The organism is Moorena sp. SIO3I8 (assembly GCF_010692325.1).
In the GTDB taxonomy this organism is placed as follows: Bacteria; Cyanobacteriota; Cyanobacteriia; order Cyanobacteriales; family Coleofasciculaceae; genus Moorena.
This window is the reverse complement of record NZ_JAAHHW010000024.1, coordinates 26,023-45,708: the sequence shown is the minus strand read 5'-3', so window position 1 is coordinate 45,708 and position 19,686 is coordinate 26,023. Positions and strand designations below refer to the sequence as shown.

18 protein-coding genes are annotated in these 19,686 nt (G+C 43.9%); 11 read left to right on the top strand and 7 right to left on the bottom strand.

Annotated elements, in window-relative coordinates; translation table 11 throughout:
- Positions 1–42: 42 nt before the first annotated feature.
- The 3 genes from F6K51_RS12150 to dxs form a co-directional block, all read right to left on the bottom strand.
- The gene (locus F6K51_RS12150; RefSeq protein ID WP_293020626.1) at positions 43–660 is read right to left on the bottom strand and encodes a L,D-transpeptidase; all 618 of its coding nucleotides are present in this window, start codon (positions 658–660) and stop codon (positions 43–45) included.
- A gap of 104 nt (positions 661–764) precedes the next feature.
- Positions 765–1,826, bottom strand: a complete 1,062-nt coding sequence (gene mtnA, locus F6K51_RS12145) for an S-methyl-5-thioribose-1-phosphate isomerase (RefSeq protein WP_293020624.1) — start codon at positions 1,824–1,826, stop codon at positions 765–767.
- A 93-nt stretch (positions 1,827–1,919) separates the two neighbouring features.
- Complete coding sequence (gene dxs / locus F6K51_RS12140) at positions 1,920–3,827, bottom strand: 1-deoxy-D-xylulose-5-phosphate synthase (RefSeq protein WP_293020622.1); 1,908 nt, start codon at positions 3,825–3,827, stop codon at positions 1,920–1,922.
- 89 nt (positions 3,828–3,916) lie between these two features.
- On the opposite strand from dxs, the gene F6K51_RS12135 reads away from it, so the two are divergent.
- The 5 genes from F6K51_RS12135 to F6K51_RS12115 all read left to right on the top strand — a co-directional run bounded on the left by F6K51_RS12135 (position 3,917) and on the right by F6K51_RS12115 (position 10,731).
- A complete protein-coding gene (locus F6K51_RS12135; RefSeq protein ID WP_293020620.1) occupies positions 3,917–5,512 on the top strand; it encodes a histidine kinase dimerization/phosphoacceptor domain -containing protein in 1,596 nt (531 codons plus the stop codon).
- Positions 5,512–7,074 (top strand): ATP-binding protein, encoded by a 1,563-nt coding sequence (locus F6K51_RS12130; protein ID WP_293020618.1) that lies wholly within the window; start codon positions 5,512–5,514, stop codon positions 7,072–7,074. Before F6K51_RS12135 ends, F6K51_RS12130 begins: the two co-directional genes overlap by 1 nt.
- A 110-nt stretch (positions 7,075–7,184) precedes the next feature.
- The gene (locus tag F6K51_RS12125; RefSeq protein WP_293020616.1) at positions 7,185–8,795 is read left to right on the top strand and encodes a DUF2079 domain-containing protein; all 1,611 of its coding nucleotides are present in this window, start codon (positions 7,185–7,187) and stop codon (positions 8,793–8,795) included.
- A 78-nt stretch (positions 8,796–8,873) separates the two neighbouring features.
- Positions 8,874–9,053 (top strand): hypothetical protein, encoded by a 180-nt coding sequence (locus tag F6K51_RS12120; RefSeq protein WP_293020614.1) that lies wholly within the window; start codon positions 8,874–8,876, stop codon positions 9,051–9,053.
- Between the two features lie 46 nt (positions 9,054–9,099).
- Positions 9,100–10,731: an Hsp70 family protein gene (locus F6K51_RS12115; protein ID WP_293020612.1), complete on the top strand. Its 1,632-nt coding sequence runs from the start codon at positions 9,100–9,102 to the stop codon at positions 10,729–10,731.
- 189 nt (positions 10,732–10,920) lie between these two features.
- Here F6K51_RS12115 and F6K51_RS12110 read toward each other — a convergent pair whose 3' ends face one another.
- The gene (locus tag F6K51_RS12110; protein WP_293020610.1) at positions 10,921–11,133 is read right to left on the bottom strand and encodes a DUF433 domain-containing protein; all 213 of its coding nucleotides are present in this window, start codon (positions 11,131–11,133) and stop codon (positions 10,921–10,923) included.
- Positions 11,134–11,662: 529 nt separating this feature from the next.
- Here F6K51_RS12110 and F6K51_RS12105 point away from each other — a divergent pair.
- Complete coding sequence (locus F6K51_RS12105) at positions 11,663–11,812, top strand: hypothetical protein (protein WP_293020609.1); 150 nt, start codon at positions 11,663–11,665, stop codon at positions 11,810–11,812.
- Positions 11,809–12,420, top strand: a complete 612-nt coding sequence (locus F6K51_RS12100; RefSeq protein ID WP_293020608.1) for a Uma2 family endonuclease — start codon at positions 11,809–11,811, stop codon at positions 12,418–12,420. The genes F6K51_RS12105 and F6K51_RS12100 overlap by 4 nt, the downstream gene beginning before the upstream one ends.
- Positions 12,421–12,557: 137 nt before the next feature.
- Here F6K51_RS12100 and F6K51_RS12095 read toward each other — a convergent pair whose 3' ends face one another.
- Complete coding sequence (locus F6K51_RS12095; RefSeq protein WP_293020607.1) at positions 12,558–14,726, bottom strand: pentapeptide repeat-containing protein; 2,169 nt, start codon at positions 14,724–14,726, stop codon at positions 12,558–12,560.
- Positions 14,727–15,117: 391 nt separating this feature from the next.
- Between F6K51_RS12095 and F6K51_RS12090 the strand changes: the two genes are divergently transcribed.
- Together F6K51_RS12090 and F6K51_RS12085 are read left to right on the top strand one after the other, a co-directional pair.
- Entirely contained in the window at positions 15,118–15,390 is a 273-nt protein-coding gene (locus F6K51_RS12090) for a type II toxin-antitoxin system Phd/YefM family antitoxin (protein WP_075904997.1), read from the top strand.
- Positions 15,371–15,643: a Txe/YoeB family addiction module toxin gene (locus tag F6K51_RS12085; RefSeq protein WP_293020605.1), complete on the top strand. Its 273-nt coding sequence runs from the start codon at positions 15,371–15,373 to the stop codon at positions 15,641–15,643. Before F6K51_RS12090 ends, F6K51_RS12085 begins: the two co-directional genes overlap by 20 nt.
- 482 nt (positions 15,644–16,125) lie before the next feature.
- Here the strand turns inward: F6K51_RS12085 and F6K51_RS12080 are convergent, their stop codons facing one another.
- Positions 16,126–16,335 (bottom strand): hypothetical protein, encoded by a 210-nt coding sequence (locus F6K51_RS12080; protein ID WP_293020603.1) that lies wholly within the window; start codon positions 16,333–16,335, stop codon positions 16,126–16,128.
- 281 nt (positions 16,336–16,616) lie between these two features.
- On the opposite strand from F6K51_RS12080, the gene F6K51_RS12075 reads away from it, so the two are divergent.
- On the top strand, positions 16,617–16,739 hold the full coding sequence (locus F6K51_RS12075) for a hypothetical protein (RefSeq protein WP_293020601.1): 123 nt from the start codon (positions 16,617–16,619) through the stop codon (positions 16,737–16,739).
- A gap of 180 nt (positions 16,740–16,919) precedes the next feature.
- Positions 16,920–17,672 carry a Uma2 family endonuclease gene (locus F6K51_RS12070; protein WP_293020697.1) on the top strand — a complete coding sequence of 251 codons (753 nt, stop codon included), beginning with the start codon at positions 16,920–16,922 and terminating at the stop codon, positions 17,670–17,672.
- Between the two features lie 112 nt (positions 17,673–17,784).
- On the opposite strand, the gene F6K51_RS12065 is transcribed toward F6K51_RS12070, so the two are convergent.
- Entirely contained in the window at positions 17,785–19,590 is a 1,806-nt protein-coding gene (locus F6K51_RS12065) for an ABC transporter ATP-binding protein (protein WP_293020599.1), read from the bottom strand.
- Between the last annotated feature and the right edge of the window lie 96 nt (positions 19,591–19,686).

Below are 19,686 nucleotides of genomic sequence, written 5' to 3'. Positions count from 1 at the left end.
CAGCACGAGGATTACTCGCGCCGGGGGAGTTGTCAAAAATAACTATTCCTGTACCATTACAGAAGTTCCCAAAGCCACTCTGTTATACAAAGCTTTGACATCATCATTACGCATCCGGATGCAACCGTGAGACACTGCTTCTCCCACCAGTTCCTCAGCATTGGTACCATGGAAGCCGATGTAGTTTGTTCCATCACTCCAAAATGCCATCCACCTTGGACCAAGAGGGTTTTCTGGTCCTGGAGCAACGATTTCACCAGTTATAGGATGCTTCCAAACTGGATTTTGAACCATCTGTGTCACTTGGAAATTGCCTGTAGGGGTTTCCCAACCAGGCTGACCGATGGCAACTGGATAACTGGCTTCGAGTTTATCTCCTCGATAAACATAAACACGACGCTCACTTAGTTTAATCACTAAACGAGGGGTATTATTAAAGAAATCTTCCTCTTGCCGCAGATAGTGATTGACTTCTTCGAGAGGAGACAATTCTGGTGTTTCAACCCTTGGCAGAAAGCTTTCATAGCGAATTTCTTTCCAGTTAGTGAAACTAGTATTGGTTAGATCAGCGGCGGCGGTGGCTACCTCTGCGTATAATAACGGGATAGCTACACTTAAGCCACACACAATTAAGCGTTGGGTGGACAGTTTTCCGTTCACGATTTCCTCTTAGCTATTTGATATTTTATGTTATTTTAATTGATCATTTTAGTTACCCCTACTCCCTACTCCCTACTCCCTACTCCCTAAAACCAAGATAGATGTCACACTGATTGCTTAATGTTAAGTTGTGACAGCTCACTGGGGGCAACTGCACCTTTTTCAGTAATAATGGCAGTAATTAACTCCGCCGGAGTCACATCAAAAGCTGGGTTATAAAATTCCACTTTAGGGGGACAAATCACTGTCTCCCCAATCTGATAAATTTCTGAGGGGTGACGTTCTTCAATGGGAATCTCTTGGCCAGTAGATAGCTGAAAATCAATGGTTGAGATTGGAGCAGCCACAAAGAACGGTATTTGATGAGCTTGAGCAATCAGGGCTAAACTATAGGTACCAATTTTGTTAGCCGTATCCCCATTGGCAGCAATGCGATCAGCTCCCACTACAACCGCATCAATTAGCCCTTGTTTCATACAATGGGCGGCCATGCTATCAGTAATTAAAGTAACCGGAATACCTTCTTCGACGCATTCCCAGGTAGTTAACCTAGCACCTTGCAAGCGGGGGCGGGTTTCGCCAGCATATAATCTGGCTAATCGCCCATCCCGCCACGCCGAACGCACCACTCCCAAGGAAGTACCATACCCAGCGGTTGCCAACGCTCCTGCATTACAATGGGTCAGAAGACACAGTTTGTCGGGGGTTTTCGGTAATACCTCTAATCCGCGATCGCCTATGGCTTGACAGGTTTGTAAATCCTCCAGCTGAATTTGTTTAGCTGTTTCAAGTAAGGAAGCTTTAATCTCTTCTACTGTCCCGATCGTTTCATAGGCATTTTTAAGCATCCGCATGATTGCCCAAAACAAATTCACGGCTGTAGGACGAGTTTGCCGCAACTGCTGCGCTACAACTTCAAGCTGTTCAAGGAAAGCCTTACGTTCTTGAGTTTTAATCTCTCTTGCGCCAAGGTAAATGCCATAAGCCGCTGCTACCCCAATAGCTGGTGCTCCCCGAACAATCATAGTTTTAATCGCCTCAACCATATCTTCACAGCGACTGATTTCTACAATGGCATATTTTTTGGGTAAGCTGTTTTGGTCAATAAGGATAACTCGGTCGTTTTCCCAAACAACGGGATACACTTGGTATGTGGATGAATTCATCGAAAATCTGTATATTGTTAATTTCTATATTGTTAACGGTTAACGGTTCCGTTAACCGTTAACCGTTAACTGTCAACTGTTAACATTCATAGATTAACTAACACCAGAGGGCTGTCTATTAAAGAATGCTTCCCTGATCTGTTCAGCAATTTGAGAGCCAGTTAGCCCCAAATCAGCTTTTGATTCATCGGGCTTGGCATGATCCACTAATTGATCCGGTACACCAAAGCGCTTGAGGGGAACTAATATATCATTATCCATCAGTGCTTCTGCCACCGCTGAACCAAAGCCACCCATTAAGCACCCTTCTTCTAGGGTAACTACACGACCAATTTTCTGAGCCAAGGGGAAGATTAATTCTGTATCTAGGGGCTTGACAAAACGAGCATTAATCACCGTTGTTTCAATACCATGCTCGCTAAGAATTTCAGCGGCTTGCATGGCGGTGTAAACCATACTGCCGTACCCTAGCATTAACAGGTCGTCACCATTACGCAAGAGTTCTGCTTTACCAATGGGTAGGGCTTCCCAACCATCTTCCATCAGGGGAACGCCATAACCACTACCCCGAGGATAGCGCATGGCAATCGGACCATCGGTGTGGTTTACTCCTGTAACTACCATACGTTGCAGTTCAGCTTCGTCTTTGGGAGCCATAATTACCATATTGGGAATGCATCGCAAATAGGCGATATCATACATCCCTTGGTGAGTAGGGCCATCAGCACCCACAATTCCCGCACGGTCGAGGCAGAAAAAGACCGGTAGGTTTTGGATACAAACGTCGTGAATGATTTGGTCGTAAGCCCGTTGTAAGAAGGTGGAGTAAATAGCTGCAACTGGCCGCATTCCTTCACAGGCTAGGCCAGCCGCTAGGGTGACCGCGTGTTGTTCCGCAATCCCCACATCAATGTATTGGTTAGGGAGTTTTTCTTGCAATTTATTCAACCCTGTCCCAGTAGCCATAGCTGCCGTGATGCCAATGATTTTGGGATTATTCTGAGCTAGTGTGACCAGGGTGTGGGCAAACACTTTGGAATAGCCGGGGGGTTTGGGTTTTTTAGCGGGAAGCGCTTTACCCGTAGCTAGGTTGAAGGGACTTTGGGCATGGTAACCCACTTTGTCCGCTTCTGCGATCGCATACCCCTTGCCCTTCGTAGTTGCCACATGCACCAGCACTGGTCCATCTAGCTTGTGGGCGTTGGTAAAGGTGGAAATTAACTCCTCTAGATTGTGACCATCCACCGGTCCGATGTAAGTAAAGCCAAGTTCTTCAAATACTGCTCCGACCTTAGGTACAGCTAAACGCTTCATCCCTTCCTTGAGCCGTTGCAAGTCTGGGGATAAAGACTCACCGACAAAGGGGAGATGTTTGAACTGTTCCTCCAAATTGTCAGTAATAAACTGCATTGGCTCAGAAAGCCGCACTTTGTTGAGGTAACGAGGAATAGCCCCCACATTGGGGGAGATGGACATCTCATTGTCATTGAGCACCACCAGCAGTTTAGTATGGGGTAAATGTCCTGCATGATTGATGGCTTCCAAGGCCATGCCACCGGTCAGAGCACCATCACCAATAACTGCTGCAACTTTGAAATTTTCCCCTCTGCGGTCTCGGGCGAGGGCCATACCCAAAGCAGAAGAAATACTGGTGGACGCATGACCTGCTCCAAAGTGATCAAACTTATTCTCGCAGCGCTTTAGATAACCAGCAATACCATCTTTCTGCCGTAGGGTATGGAATCGGTTATAGCGCCCCGTGAGCATTTTGTGGGGATAAGCTTGGTGTCCCACATCCCAGACTACCTTATCATAGTCAAGGTCAAGTGTTTGATACAGAGCTAGGGTTAATTCTACCACTCCCAAGCCTGGCCCTAAGTGACCACCACTAGTAGCTATGGTTTGGAGATGTTTCTCGCGAATTTGACGGGCAATTTCCTCTAGTTGACGAATCGATAGACCGTGCAACTGATTTGGATGAGTAATTTCACTGAGATGCATACCGTCTCTTTGAATTGCTACTGGATTGTGTTAATGTTTATCTTTCGACTCCCTAAAAGTATCCAATAATTTGGCGCTTCAAGGGTTATATGGAAGCTAAAGATTACCTGAAAAATGGCATTTCTGGTCAATTTTCCATTGTAAATTTTCCTGGCGACCAGCAGCCCCTCACCATTGCTCCCGATACTCCAGTAACGGAAGCGATCGCTACGATGAATCAAACTGGAAGGAGCTATGTGCTGGTAGTACAGCACCAGAAATTGGTAGGAATTTTTACAGAACGGGATGTGGTCAAAGTAGCAACAGCTGGAATGGTACACTCAGGGGTTTCCATTGCTGATGTGATGACTCAAGAGTTAATTACCTTGCCCATCATACCGACACCGGACATTTTCTTGGTAGAGTCCCAATTACGTCAACACCAGATTCGTCACCTACCCCTAGTGGATGAGCAAGGTCAAGTAGTACGTGTGGTGACCCCCCACACCATGGCAGCAATCCTCTCTGCTATCGTGACTAAGGTCGAAGACTTACAGCAACAGTTGACTCAAAAAGAAAGGGAATTAGTGGCAGCTAATCAGCGATGGCAGCAGGAAGTTGCTGTCAATCAGCAGTTTGAGGAGGAATTGGGGGAAAATGAACATGCTTGGCAGTTGAGCCAAGAACGTCTTGAGAGTATTCTGGCTGACCTAGAAGCAGTGGTATGGTCTTTTGATCCTTCGATTGACAAACTGCTTTATCTTAACAGTGCTACCGAGCAAGTCTATGGTCGCAGTATCAATGAGTTCTTCGGAAACTTACGCCTGTGGGAATCAGTGGTTCACCCAGACGATCTCGAAACCTATCAACTGGCAGAGCAAACCCTGCTGTCAACTGGTGCCAAAGATATTGACTACAGAATTTTGCGACCGGATGGAGCTGTGAGTTGGATTCGCCATCGTGCTCACCTCCTCAAGGATGCTAATAACACTCCCACTCGGATCTATAACATAGCCATCGACATCACACAGCTCAAACAGGTCGAGGAAAACCTCAAAGCTACCCTAGTTGAGAAAGAGGTGCTGCTCCAAGAAATTCACCATCGGGTCAAAAACAACTTACAAATTGTTTCTGGCTTGCTACACTTGCAATCTGTGACAATAGATGAACCCCAAACCCGACTACACCTGTCGGAAGCTCGCCATCGCCTTGAAGCCATGGCTCTCATTCATAAGAAACTTTATGGTGCCTCAGTGATAGGCAACCTGGATGTAGTCGATTATATCCAGAACCTAGCCGTGAACTTACTGGTAGCTTATCAAATAACTAGCGATAGGATTCAGTTGCACACCACTATTGAACCCATTCCGCTCAGTATTGATCAGGCCATCCCTTGCGGTCTAATCATCAATGAACTGGTATCCAATTCCCTGAAGTACGGGTTTCCCAATGGACGCTCTGGTGAGATTCACATTGAATTGCACCGTAGCGGGGACGATGACGTTGAATTGATTGTCCGAGATAATGGAGTTGGTTTACCAGAACAGTTAGATTGGCGTAATACCCAGTCTTTAGGATTATCGTTAGTTTATGACCTGGCAACGGAGCAACTAGAGGGGAGTATGTTTCAGGGCCATAGCGAGGGCACAGCTTTCAGAATAGTATTCTCAACACCAACAATTGTAGAGGCAATAGGACAACAATAGTGGTTACCAGGGTGTTAGTTGTAGAAGACGAAGTTATTGTTGCTAAGACAATTGCTAGCCAGCTTAAGCAACTGGGGTATATGGTATCAGCTACTGCTTCATCTGGCTCTCAAGCCATTACCAAAGCCGCTCAAACTAAGCCTGACTTAGTGCTGATGGACATTTTCCTCAAAGGCAAGATGGATGGTATTACTGCTGCTAGGCAAATCCGTGAACATTTACGTATTCCTATCGTCTATTTAACTGCCTATGGGGATGAAGATACCTTGCAAGGGGCTAAAGTTACCCAACCCTTTGGTTATGTGACCAAACCCTTTAACGACAGAGACTTGCGGGTTGCTATTGAAATTGCTCTCCAGCAATACCAGATGGAGCAGTCGTTGCAGAGCAGCCAAGCTCAGTTGTCATCCATTTTAAACTCTATCGATGATGCAGTTATTGCTACCACGACCCAAGGTATCATTACCTTTATGAATGCTCCCGCTGAAGCTCTGACTGGCTGGAACCAATCCGAGGTATGGGGGCGAGATCTGACCTCAGTGTTGCCAATTGTTAATGATCTGACTGGTAATCTAGTCAAGTATCCCCTAGATAAAGTAATCAAGACCGGACAAGTTGTCTATCTGGGCGAGCATAACGCTTTGATTACAAAGGATGGTGGTCGAATTGCCGTTGGTAATAGTGCTTCACCCCTAAAAGACCAACTGGGAAACGTGAATGGAGTAGTGCTCGCGTTTTGGGATATCAGCGAGGATCCTCAGACAGAAATGTTAGAGCAGGTGTTGGAAAAAGAGCAAGAAATCCAAGATTTCCGCTCCCAGTTCGTCTCCACCGTTTGCCACGAATTCCGTAATCCCCTCAGTGTGATCCTAACTGCCGCTGAATTACTTAAGCGCTATGGTAATCTGGCCACTCAGGAGCAAAAGCACCGTTATCTAAAACGAATTACTATTTCAGTAGAGCGCATGACTGAGTTGATGGAAGAGGTGTTGCTAATCGGTCAAGCTGAAGTAGGTCGGCTAGAATTTATTCCAACTCCGATGAACTTAGAGCAATTCTGCCAGGATTTAATTGCAGAACTATGCCTAGATGAAGCCAGCCGCAATCGGATTGTTTTTACCTCTGACGGGGTCTATACAGAAGTCTGTATGGATGATAAGCTTATACATTACATTATAACTAATCTGCTTACCAATGCTCTAAAGTATTCTCCTTCTCATGAAATCGTGACCTTTAACCTAACCTGTGATCTGAAACAGCAGTTGGTTGTGTTCCGCATCCAGGATAAAGGAATTGGAATTGCTGAAGCAGACCAAAATCAAATTTTCGAGTCTTTTTATCGAGCAAAAAATGTGGGAACAATTCAAGGGACTGGTCTGGGATTATCGATTGTGAAACGCTGTGTGGAACAGCATCAGGGAGAGATTGAACTGACTAGTCAATTGGGCGTTGGTACAACATTTACGATTAAAATCCCCATAGTAAGTAATGGGGAAGTCAGATGTCAGACGTGTGACGTGATAAGTGCTGATTGGCAAGGGCTCGGGAGTAGTAGCAATTAGCAATTACCTTTGTAGGGATTTAGTTCGGGTGTGTTTAAAACAAGAGTAGTTTTCAAAAAGCGAAACTTTATGTATGGAGCTTAATACCAAGGACAAATGACAAAGGACAAATGACAAAAAAACCTGGTTTAAAACTTGTTATTACTGCGGCGATCGCATTTTTTTTATTCACCTTAATTTTTACTCTACATCGACACTATACTTTTTATTCTTCCTACGATCAAGGAATTTTTAATCAAGTCTTCTGGAATGGCAGTCACGGTCGTGTCTTTCAGAGTACTCTTTCATCCCAACTGTCTACTAATGTAGTTCATAATGGGGAAGTTCCAAATGTATATTACCACCGATTAGGGCAACACTTTACTCCTGCGCTATTACTTTGGTTACCGTTATATGCTTTGTTCCCATTTCCCGCTACCCTAACGGTTTTGCAGGTAACCTTGGTAACAGCTGCTGGTGTTGTTTTGTATATCCTGGCCAGACAGTATCTGCAACCGATGTTAGCAGCAATGATTACGGTTAGCTTTTACTGTGCTAATGCTATTCTTGGTCCGACCTTAGCCAACTTCCATGACATCTGCCAAATTCCGCTGTTTGTGTTTGGGCTACTGCTAGCTATGGAAAAACGCTGGTGGTGGCTGTTTTGGTTGCTGGCAATTTTGATTTTAGCTGTACGGGAAGATTCCGGCATAGGTTTGTTTGGTGTGGGATTCTATTTAATTGTCAGTCGGCGCTACCCTCGCATTGGTCTGGCAGTTTGTACCCTCAGTTTCGGTTACATACTTGTCTTGACCAATCTAATTATGCCTATATTTTCGGAAGATATTTCTCAACGGTTCATGATCGAGCGTTTTGGTCAGTACGCTGATGGGGATGAGGCGTCTACCCTGGAGATTATTAAGGGTATGGTGACCAATCCCTGGCTTTTACTAGTAGAACTGTTTACTCCCTTTTTTGGCACCATTCAGTATTTATTAGGTCAATGGTTACCATTAGCATTTATACCAGCTATTGCTCCCGCTTCTTGGTCTATCGCAGCATTTCCTTTGCTAAAACTCCTGTTGGGTAAAGGTCAATCAGTGCTTGCGATTAATATCCGCTATGCGATGACCGTAGTACCTGGGCTATTTTATGGCGCGATACTTTGGTGGTCAGCTCATCCCCAATTTAGTCAAGCTGTGATCTCGGCTAGGTCTAAGTTTCGGCGCTTTTGGATTTTTTGTCTAACCCTTGCGGTAGTGTTGACCATTACCTCTAGCCCAAATCGAACCTTTTATTTCCTGCTTCCGGATTCCTACCAACCCTTCGTCTATGTTCCCTTAACCCAACAGTGGTCTCGTGTGGGGTCGATCCGGTCATTACTGGCTCAGATTCCTCGAAATGCTAGTGTCTCAGCCACTACCTATCTAGTGCCTCATCTGTCAGGACGTCGGGAAGTCATCCGCTTAGCCGATTTACAGTTGCGCAATGATAATGGCGAGGTGGTGAAGGTGGATTATGCGATCGCAGATTTATGGCGGTTACAACGCTATCAAATTGCCTTTAAGCATGATGGTCAGCGGTTGCGCTCCTTAGTTAACATGATTGACCGGGTCACCAAGACTAACGAGTATGGCATCATTGATTTTAAAGATGGTGTGATTTTGATGCAAAAAGGAGTAGCATCTAATCCAGAGGCGATGACAGCATGGCTAAGCTTTAGGCAAGAGTTGGAGGTCTAAAGGGAACAGGGAATAGGGAACAGGGAATCGGGAATCGGGAATCGGGAATCGGGAATCGGGAATATGGGATTAAAAATTATGACAATTCCGATAGGGATTGCTAAAGCGTCTTCCTGGGTACAGCTCCGGTTATTAGACCTCTTGCAAAAGTATTTTTATGATAGTGTTTATGTCAATTCTTGTCCACTGTTCCCTGTTCCCTGTTCCCTGTTCCCTACTTCTGCAAGAAGTCTATTGAGTAGTTCGGCCATAAACTGATATTTATTAATAAATAATATTAATAAGATCAGTTCAATAAACATTAATGCCTAGCACCAGTACTACGTCCTACGCTATTGACTTTGGCACGAGCAATACGGTAATCACTCGCTGGAACCCTGTCACGGAAACGCCAGAAACGATCACGTTACCAGGACTTGCTCTGCAACTTAGTCAAAATCCTCCCTTAATTCCCAGTTTGGTGTATGTGGAAGATGCTGCTCAGGGTAAGGTGATTGTTGGACAGGCAGTACGCGATCGCGGATTGGATCTCACCAGTGACCCTCGATTCTTCCGCAGCTTCAAACGGGGGATTGGTGCTGAGGTTCAGGGATTTCTGCCAGAACTGGATGGCATCGGGATCACCTTTGAACAAGTTGGGGAATGGTTCCTCAACCAAATTATTGAACAGCTATCAGCCCTCCAGTCAGAGGCGGGGGATTCTGCCATTGAATCGGTGATTCTGACTGTGCCTGTGGATAGCTTTGAAGCTTACCGCCATTGGCTTAGTGGCATCTGTCAATCGTTGCCAGTGGAACAGGTGAGGATGTTGGATGAACCGACAGCGGCTGCCTTGGGCTATGGTATTGCCGAAGGGGATACTCTGTTAGTTATAGACTTTGGTGGTGGCACCCTGGATTTATCTCTGGTGCAGCTGAATCAGGAGGCTCAAGGGAATAAAAAACCTCTCGGGTTTATTCTTAAGTGGGGGCAAAAGTCCTTTGGTGAAGAGTCTAGCCAGAAGGTGAAGATTGCCCGTGTGCTGGCGAAAGTGGGACAAAACTTGGGTGGGACAGATATTGATAACTGGCTGGTGGATTATTTTGTGGAAACTCAAGGGTTAATGCGATCGCCTTTGACTACTCGACTCGCAGAACGCCTGAAAATTCAACTATCTGAGCAGTCTGAAGCTACAGAAGTCTATTTTAATGATGAAACCTTCGAGAGTTACGAACTAAAACTAGACCGCGATACTTTTGAAACTATCCTCAAAGAACACCAGTTTTTTGATAGCCTTGATGATAGGATGACAGAAGTGCTGCAACAAGCAAGACGCAGCGGTATAGAAGTGCCAGATATAGATGGTGTCTTGTTAGTGGGTGGCACGGTGAAGATCCCAGCAGTTCAGGCATGGGTAAACCAGTATTTCGACTCAAGCAAGGTTCGTTGCCAAAAACCCTTTGAAGCGATCGCAACTGGCGCACTTCAGCTCAGCCAAGGTATCGAAGTCCAAGATTTCCTCTACCATAGCTACGGAATTCGCTATTGGGATAGACGGTTAAAGCGTCACAACTGGCACTCTATCATTAGAGAAGGACAGCCTTACCCGATGAGTGAGCCTGTAGAACTATTCTTAGGAGCTTCGGTAGAGAATCAACCGAGTATAGAGCTAATTTTAGGAGAGTTAGGCTCCCAAACTGGTGGCACAGAGATTTATTTTGAAGGCGATCGCTTGATTACTCGTCAGTTAGGCCAGGGTCAAACTGCTGTGCAACCCCTCAATGACAGGGATGGGGCAAGAAGTGTGGCTAACTTAACACCCCTGGGCAATCCCGGAAGCGATCGCATTAAACTCCAGTTTCAAGTTGATGCTGAACGTTACTTGAGAGTTACTGTTGATGATTTACTCACTAATGAAACCTTATTGGCAAATCAGGTAGTAGCTCAATTAAGTTAATTGGTCAGATCATGTTTGCTTGAATACTTATAAATAGTAGTTAATAGGGAAAAGGGAACAGGGAACAGGGAATAGTGCGTAGGGTGCGTCGTGCGTAGGGTGTGTTAGGAGCGGGCTTGCCCTCATGTTAAACTTCGTAGCGACTGTTACAACAGCCCGCTCCGTAACGCACCACCCAAGGGCTCGCTCCTAATTGCGTCGTGCAGCAAAAAGCAAACAACCTTGAATATCTGCCAGTTCCAAATCAGGGAAATCTTCTAAAATTTCAGTAACACTAACATTTTCAGCCAACATTTCTAAAATATCGGTAACTCGAATTCGCATCCCTCGAATGCAGGGACGACCACCACACTGACCAGGGGTTTGAGTAATGCGAGCGATCAAGCTAGTTTTTGAATTCATGAGGGTGTCTACAAGTTGCTTTGTTTATCTCTATTTTAGTTGCCGCTATTCCTGAATCAATCGTTTAATTCAGCGATCACATCATCAACTGTACCCCGAAAAACCTTACCTTGTTGATAGTCTTGGTGAGCTTTAGTAATATTAACAGCAATTTATTCTCTTCTTTGTTAAATTTGTCTATGCCTAATAAGATTAATTAAATCGTTTTGTTCCTCTAAAGAAAGAGCGTCAATCATTTCTAAAATTTGATTTAAGTGACTTGTTGGCATCATTTTTGACTCTCTTAACCTACGGGCGTTCGGATTATAAGTCCGATAAAGTTATTGTAACTCACAATAAAAGATAAAATATTAGGGTAACAAGTTTAAAAATAAAGGGGTTTGGGTGGTGCCTTCCTTAGAGGATATCTGAAAAGTTTTTTGATACTGAATTTTGCCACCCTAGCCCCCCAATTCTGGGGGTAACAAGAATCTATTTGCTGGTAAAAGTCCCCCAAAATTGGGGGATTTAGGGGGCTTATATGTAGCAAATGAGACTTCTCAGACAACCTCTTATAATCAATCGGTTGAAGCAGCAGATATTGATTACTTTGAGCACACCCTACAATAGGCTAAGCACTATTGCCTCTTATCTCTTCCCTGTTCCCTGTTCCCTGTTCCCTGTTCCCTGTTCCCTATGATTCTATCAGCAACCAAAACCGGTATCAGTCCAGAAGAATTTATTGCTCAGTATGGAGACGATGAACGTTACGAACTGATTGATGGAGAGCTAATTGAGATAGAACCAACTGGCTCCCACGAGCAAGTCGTGGCGTTGATTAGCCGAAAGCTTAATGTAGAAATAGATCGTTTAGATGTACCTTATTTTATTCCACACCGTTGCTTAATTCAGCCCTTGGAAACCTTCAACGCTTTCAGACCAGATCTGGTTGTGCTTGATGAAGGAGAACTAATCAACGAACCACTTTGGGCAAGGGAACCAGTGATAACTCTGGGTACTACTGTAAAACTTGTGGTTGAAGTCGTTAGTACAAACTGGCAGCATGATTATGCTCGTAAGTATGAAGATTATGAAGCTTTGGGAATTCCAGAATACTGGATTGTGGATTATCTCGGTATTGGTGGAAAATACTTTATTGGTAGCCCTAAACAACCCACGGTAACGGTCTGCTGTATGGTAGATGATCAATATCAGAAAGTTATGTTTCGTAGAGGGGATTGTGTCAAATCTTCTATTTTTCCGAATCTTAAGTTATCGACAGACAAATTATTTATAGGGCTGCGCTGAGGCAAGGGGGAATGATCTCTAGTTTGACCCGGTGGTGCGTTACGGGCCGGGCTGTCTCAACGGATTTTAACAGGGGGAAAATCAAGGGGAGCCCGTCCCTAACACACCCTACGCCACTGATAGCTGATTACTTACCCCTAAACTTCTGTCCATCCTTCAATGGTAGCCATTAAAATGTTAACTAAAGGATGGTCTATCGCTTCTTTAAACGCTTCTACTCCTCCAGCTTTCAGAGCATTGACCACCTTAGCTTTTAGAGTTGGGTTATTCTTGATTTCTTCAGCAGCCCTTGCTACAACTGTTAACTTCTCAATCTCAGTACTAGTGGAATTAGTGTGGGATAGTTGGTTTAGAAGTTGCTGAATTTCAGCTGCTGCTTCTGGTAGGTTTTTGTCAGAAGCAGGGTGATGTATAACCTTCCCTGTGTAATCTCTTCCAGCAATACCACCAAAATTAGAATCATTGACAAGATTAGAGTCATTGAATTGATTACCTTGAATGTTAGACATAGTATTAACCTTAGGATTATTAGCTTGAATTTTATCTATATCAAAACTCTGTGAATTATCTGAAATATCATTATCCGTTTGAACTGTATTTGTAATATTTATTGTAGGATTCGATAACTGATTACTAGTGAAAGCAGCCCTAACAATTTCCTTAACATCCTTGAGATGACTTCTTTCCGCTTCTAGCAGAGCCGTTTGTTTCGCTGCTTCCAGTCTAGCTTCATAAACTGCAAAAAATTCTATTTCAACTTTCCCCTTATCTGTTGATTCTGGAACTTCCAACGTCAGTAAAATATCATTTCCCTTCTTCTCAATTGCTTGAATCGAATCACCAGTAATTTCAGGATTTTCCGCTATTAACTCTTGAAAGGCGTGACGAAATGCTTCTGGATTAACCCCATTACGCAGAAGAATCTGCACCGTATTCATAACCTGCTGATAAAGCTTTTCAAAATCCCCTGGTTCAAAAACACGATTAGAGTCATGGGGGCGGCGCTCTCGACTTCCCATAGCATTGGGATTCTCTAGTAAAAACACATACTGACAATCAACATCAGTAAACCTAGTTGTTGAATCAATATTCCACGCTTCTAAACAAGCTCCGGTAAAATAAGCATTAGTAAAATCAGTACCAACTGCTTGAGCTTCCGTTAAATTAGCCCATTCTAAATTAGCATCCTCTAAAGTGGCTTCGCTAATATCAGCAAGTTTTAGATTAGCTTTATTTAGATTAGCTCCTGTTAAATTTGCCCCCCTAAGATTTGCCTTAACATAAGACTTATTGTAACCGTTACCACTAACCAATAAATCTCTGACAGCTGTATCAGCTAAGATAGTATTACCTAGTCTTGCTTGGTCAAGCTTAATAGTATTGTGCCAACAAGTATAAGTAAGATTAGCTTCTCTTAAATCTGTACTTTTGAGGGTAGCTCCAGTAAAATCAACATTAGTTAAATCGGCTTTGTAAAAACTAGTACCTCCTGTGGCGGCAAAAGCAATAGCAATAGTACGAATCCAGGCATCTTTGAGGTCCCCCTTTAGAGCACGCCAGCCCAGGTAAGTCCCAAGTAAGGCTAGAACTATAGTTATAACTCCGGCTAACTCTCCAGCAAAAGCTCCGGAAAAGGTAAAGGCTACAGCTCCGGCAACGGCAAAGGCTACAGCTCCGGCAACGGCAAAGGCAAAAACTCCGCCTACGGCACCGGCACCAGCTACCCCTAGAGCTTGAGTAAATCCCACGACTACGGCAGCAGCACCAGCTCCGGCTCCGGCTCCGACTGCGCCTACAAACCCGGCAACGCCGGCTAAAGCTCCTGTACGGGCACCGGTTCCGGCTCCAGACACGGTTCCAGCAACGGCTAGAATCAAAGCTCCGGCTCCGGCAATGCCTATGGCCAAAGTTCCAGCTTTTTCCATACTTTGACGAAGGGTAACAATAAATAAGAAAATTATTACAACCAAAGCTATCCAGGCGAAGACTTGCTCTACCACGCTTTGAGAGGTAAATATAAGCGCTACTAAAAACCTACCAGATAAGCTGGTAAATCCTGATACTCCTGACGTTATCCATGAAAGCAACAGAAGAACAATTACCCACCGTTTTTGTAATCCCGCCTTCGCTTTACAAAACCTAGTATCCCTTAAAATAGCATTCTTAAAATTTGTGCCTCTAATATCCGCTTCACTAAAATCCGCCCCTGAAAGGTCTTTCCCCTGAAACGATTGACCTCTAAGATTTGCCCTGCGGAAATCCCTTTCTCCTGCTGCATACTTTTCCAGAACTTTATTAGCTTTCATTAGCCATAGTTATATATAAGAAAGGGAACAGGGATTAGGGAATAGGTAACTTTAGTTCAAGTAGTTTAGTATAACAAGCAGTTCTTGTCAATAAACTAGAAATATTTTTTAATAATTACTGCCTCGTTGTGTTTATTAACCTACAGACGTTTTTCGACAGAAACCCAGGAATAGGTTGTTATAGCTGAAACCGACTTCTACCGTTCCGATGCTCTTTTGGAGCCGCTAAATGCGATCGCACCATTCCCTTGAAACCTTATTCTTTTACTTCAGCAAAGCTGCCTTCGATACACTTTTCTTATCGGTATTCAACCGGACTTGAGATGAATGCTTACAAGCAACTCAAGGAAATATTAACCTGCTATACTTAAGTATAAATGAGGAAAAAACCGTGAACTCTATTCCTATCAAGCAATTTAAGACTAACATTCAAGACTTTATTAAACAAGTCATTAATCAACATACTCCCCTCAAAATCACCGATCCCAATCAGGGAGACTTTATTATTATTAGTGCCGAAGATTGGGAACAACAACAAGAAACATTGTATGTATTACAAAATAGCCATTTAATGGAACAGATTAACCGTTCTCAAGCTACCCATACCCAAAATAAAGGCTACTCTCCCAATCAGGAAGAACTAGATGAGATACTTAGTATTTGAGGGCAAAACTTGGGAGATTTACGAAGAACTTCGTAAAAAAGACAAAAAACTCCATCAAACCCTTTGTAAAATCATCAAAGAAATGCTGAGATACGATCCCGCTAAAGGAATGGGAAAACCTGAACCGTTAAAACATAATTTATCGGGGTTATGGTCAAGAATAATTTCTCAAAAAGATCGCCTTATTTACAAATTTGATGATAACTATGTTTATAGTTTTGCAATAGGTGGTCATTACGATCAATTTAATTGATTTTAGTTGATGTAGGGTGGGCAGTGCTTGATACAGATCAGCTGACAAAACCCGTTACTAGGCACTGCACACCATAGGTGTAGCCCCAATCATACAGCCGTTTTAAGATGAATTGACCTCACTACCTTTAGCTGCAAGCCCCCTAAATCCCCGACTATCAAAAAGCGAAGCATCCGCTAATTCCCCCCAAAATTGGGGGGTTAGGGGGGCGGGGGACTTTAACTCAATTTCCCCCCAAATTTGGGGGGCTAGGGGGGCAAAATTTGCTGTAAGCCGATAGCTGTTCGCGTAGCGCATTAGCTGATAGCTGATAGCTGATAGCTGATAGCTGATAGCTTACAAAAAAAAATAGCCGTAGAAATACTATCCACGGCTATATCAATGCTGTAAACGTTATGTCATGTCTATCAGTTTCCGAATCAATCCGGATGTGATCCTACCGGACCATACCAGGGGGGAAACCCCCCCATAAATTTAACCTATTAACGCCAAGTTTGATACTTGGTTGCAAAACTAATTACTTGCCCCGGAATGCCGGTTGCTTGCAAAGGGCTCCAGTCGGAAACCGACCCATACCCCAGTGCAGAAAGACCGTAAATAGTCTTGGTAACTGCTTCAGGAGAGCCCTTAATGGACTTAATACGTTGTTTCTTAGGATTATTGTCGTGATTCGGAATAAAGTCTGTAGACATGAGTAAAAAACTAAATTTCGGGTACAATGATTATTGTAATGATTATATTTATAATTTTCAAGGGTTTTTATAAATTTTTTTTCCGGGGGTAATTTTAGGATAAAAAAAAAAGCGAATGCTAAATTATCAGCATTCAGCATTCAGCTATAGCAAAGGAAACAGGGGCACCTGATAGTTATGAAAAACGCTGTGATAATTTATTATCTGAATGGTTGCGATCAGAGATTGATAATTTTGAAAATTTGTTCAGATATTACGTGAATATAGCGTTTTTTATAGCTATGATGTATACATTATTTTTTCCCTATTGCCTCTTGCATCTTCCCTGCTCCCTGCTCCCTGCTCCCTGCTCCCTAAAAAAACAAAGTTTTTACCTGACAAATCGTCTAATTGCTATAGACTAATAAGTACCACCTATTTATTGTAGCCGGGTGCATCTCATTTTTGCTGTTTGATTCGGTGGTGCGTTACGGGGCGGACTTTCCCAAAGCTGGCTACGAGCTGGAAAATGACGGCGAGCCGCCCCTAACGCACCCTACGTAATATTTTCAAATATGAGATGCACCCATTGTAGCCTAGCTGCCATGTCTTTGACTCAAGAATTAAAAACGCCAACAGAAACTGCAACAGAAACTGCAACAACTGTACCGGAAGATGTTATATTACCCCCTAGGGATTTACTCAGTGACGAACCACCTTTGGAAACTGATCTACATCGACTACAAATGACCCTACTCATCCAATGCCTAGAGTGGTTGTGGGATGAGCGTGATGATTTCTATGTCTCGGGAAATCTGACTATTTATTACAGTCCTCGACAACGTAAGTCTGAAGAATTTCGTGGGCCTGACTTTTTTGTGGTGCTGCAAACTGAGCGCAAACCTCGGAATAGTTGGGTAGTGTGGCAAGAAGAGGGGAAGTATCCGAATGTGATTGTAGAAATTATTTCCCCTACCACGGCAGATACGGACCGAGGATTAAAGAAACAAATCTACCAGGATACATTCCGTACTCCCGACTATTTCTGGTTTGACCCCAACACCCTGGAATTGAAGGGCTTCCACTTGGTAGATGGTTGTTATCTCGAACTTGAGCCTAATCAAGAAGGTTGGTTGTGGAGTCAACAGTTGGCACTATATTTGGGAATTTATGACTCAAAATTACGTTGGTTTACCGCAGAAGGACAACTAGTTCCTACCCCTACTGAAGCAGCCGAACTCGAAAAGCAACGAGCCGAACAAGAATGTCAGCAAAAGCAACAAGCTCAGGAGCAATTAGCTCAAATGGAGTCATTGTTAGCTCGTTATCGAGAACAGTTCGGTGATTTGCCTCAGTGATATAGCATTTCTCATAGCTATGAGATACACAGGATTTTTTTCCTGTTCCCAGATCCGCTGTTCCCTGTTCCCTAAAACCCATAATGAAAGTACCTCACCCCATTGATAACTGCTAGATCTGTAATGAATGTAATTGTGTATAGGTTCCATGTTTCGCCAGCAGTTGAGCGTGATTGCCAACTTCTACAATATGCCCTCGTTCCATAACTACAATCCGGTCAGCTTTCCGAATCGTTGACAGGCGATGAGCTACCACAAACGTTGTGCGGTTTTCCATCAAGTGTTCCAAAGCGTCCTGAATCAAAGCTTCCGAAGCAGTATCTAGAGACGATGTTGCTTCATCGAGAACTAACACCCGTGGATTACGAATTAAAGCACGAGCAATAGCTAGTCGTTGCCGTTGACCACCAGAAAGTTTTGCCCCATTTTCCCCAATTAGAGTATCAAGTCCCGAGGGCAATTCCTGAATAAATTCTAAAGCATTGGCATCCTGAATCGCCTTGATTAACTGTTCTTCATCCAATTGTTTACTGCCATACACAATATTCTCTCGTACCGTACCTTCAAATAAGATAGTCTCCTGGGAAACCACTGATAGGAATTTCCGATAGGTCTGTAGGTCGAGGCTACTCATATCTGTACCATCTAGTAAAACTCTTCCGGTCGTGGGAGCCATGAAACCAATAATTAAACTTAATAAGGTAGATTTTCCGGCTCCGGATGGTCCGACGATGGCAATGGTTTCCCCAGGATTGACCTGTAGACAAAAGTCTTGAATGGCAAACTGTTCCGTATCGGGATACTTATAACTAACCGACTCAAAGGTGAATTCACCACGCACCTGTTGCAGAGCTATCTTACCAGGATTGCGCTCTAGGTCAGGACACTCGATAATTTCACCCACTGAGCGAATGGATTCAAAACCTTTGCCAATCTGTGGCAATACAGCTAAAATTTGCACTATCGAGCTAGTCAGGGAATCAAAATAACCAGTCAGTAACACCACATCCCCCACTGTGATTGCCCATTGCTTGGTATAGACTAACCAGGCTGAGGTGATCAAGCAAACCAGACTGAATAACCGTAGGGTTACCCAAGAAGAAGAATCGGTGATGGCGTTAATCGAGTCAAGTCGCACCGCTGCCTGTTTGACCGTCACTAACTTGCCATCAATCCTTTCTATCTCAGTCTGTTGAGCACCATGAGCTCGTGTGACTGGGATTAGCTGAATCATCTCGATTAAGCTAGCTGCCATTTCTTCTAGTTGTTGTCGGAAAGCAGAATTGCGATCGCGAATCGGTCCTCTGAGTACCGAGATCAAAATCACAGCCGCTGGGACAGTTCCCAGGAAGAACAGCAGGAACCAAGGAGCACGAATAGCAGTAGCGACAATTGCTACTAAGATAGTTAGCATAGCTGCAGGGACAAACTGGAACAGGGTTGTTGCCAACCCTTGAATTTGTTCCACATCCCGCAAGAGTTTGGTTTGTAGTGCTCCCTTGCTGTTATTTTTGTAGAACCCAATTGAAAGCAGTTGCAGCTGCTGGGTGATTAGTGAGCGCAGATTCGACTCCATGTTGCGAGTCGCGAGACTCATAAACCGGATGTGTAAGTAATGGGTGGGGATATTTTGCACTACAGAAATCCCTAAGATAGCCCCATTAATCCATAACTCCGACAGTGGGTGAGTGCTTGGGTTGGCAATAATATCAATTACATTAGCAATCACCAATGGTCTGATCCATTCCGGACTGTGTTTGATCACATACACCGCCATCGACAGTCCGATTTTACCTAGGTCTTGGCGGTAGAGATAAAGTAGTGTCCGGAAGGGATACTCACTCCGATACTCTTGAGGAGGTGACTCCTTGGGTAGATTAGATGGTGCCGTAACACTTGCCACTGATAATGCTTTCATGTCCCCAGTCTGTATGTCTCTTCTAACTGCTACTGTCTTGCCACATGGACTGTAAAGAAACAGACAAGGAATTGTCGATGATTATAAAGAAACAAA

Bases quoted from the DNA above. Each gene is read 5' to 3' on its own strand.
- F6K51_RS12115 (WP_293020612.1), top strand. From the start codon at position 9,100: ATGCCTAGCACCAGTACTACGTCCTACGCTATTGACTTTGGCACGAGC.
- F6K51_RS12105 (WP_293020609.1), top strand. From the start codon at position 11,663: ATGAGACTTCTCAGACAACCTCTTATAATCAATCGGTTGAAGCAGCAG.
- F6K51_RS12075 (WP_293020601.1), top strand. From the start codon at position 16,617: ATGATGTATACATTATTTTTTCCCTATTGCCTCTTGCATCTTCCCTGC.
- mtnA (WP_293020624.1), bottom strand. From the start codon at position 1,826: ATGAATTCATCCACATACCAAGTGTATCCCGTTGTTTGGGAAAACGAC.
- F6K51_RS12095 (WP_293020607.1), bottom strand. From the start codon at position 14,726: ATGAAAGCTAATAAAGTTCTGGAAAAGTATGCAGCAGGAGAAAGGGAT.
- F6K51_RS12100 (WP_293020608.1), top strand. From the start codon at position 11,809: ATGATTCTATCAGCAACCAAAACCGGTATCAGTCCAGAAGAATTTATT.
- F6K51_RS12110 (WP_293020610.1), bottom strand. From the start codon at position 11,133: ATGAATTCAAAAACTAGCTTGATCGCTCGCATTACTCAAACCCCTGGT.
- F6K51_RS12085 (WP_293020605.1), top strand. From the start codon at position 15,371: ATGAGATACTTAGTATTTGAGGGCAAAACTTGGGAGATTTACGAAGAA.
- F6K51_RS12135 (WP_293020620.1), top strand. From the start codon at position 3,917: ATGGAAGCTAAAGATTACCTGAAAAATGGCATTTCTGGTCAATTTTCC.
- F6K51_RS12065 (WP_293020599.1), bottom strand. From the start codon at position 19,590: ATGAAAGCATTATCAGTGGCAAGTGTTACGGCACCATCTAATCTACCC.
- F6K51_RS12120 (WP_293020614.1), top strand. From the start codon at position 8,874: ATGACAATTCCGATAGGGATTGCTAAAGCGTCTTCCTGGGTACAGCTC.
- F6K51_RS12070 (WP_293020697.1), top strand. From the start codon at position 16,920: ATGTCTTTGACTCAAGAATTAAAAACGCCAACAGAAACTGCAACAGAA.
- dxs (WP_293020622.1), bottom strand. From the start codon at position 3,827: ATGCATCTCAGTGAAATTACTCATCCAAATCAGTTGCACGGTCTATCG.
- F6K51_RS12125 (WP_293020616.1), top strand. From the start codon at position 7,185: ATGACAAAAAAACCTGGTTTAAAACTTGTTATTACTGCGGCGATCGCA.
- F6K51_RS12080 (WP_293020603.1), bottom strand. From the start codon at position 16,335: ATGTCTACAGACTTTATTCCGAATCACGACAATAATCCTAAGAAACAA.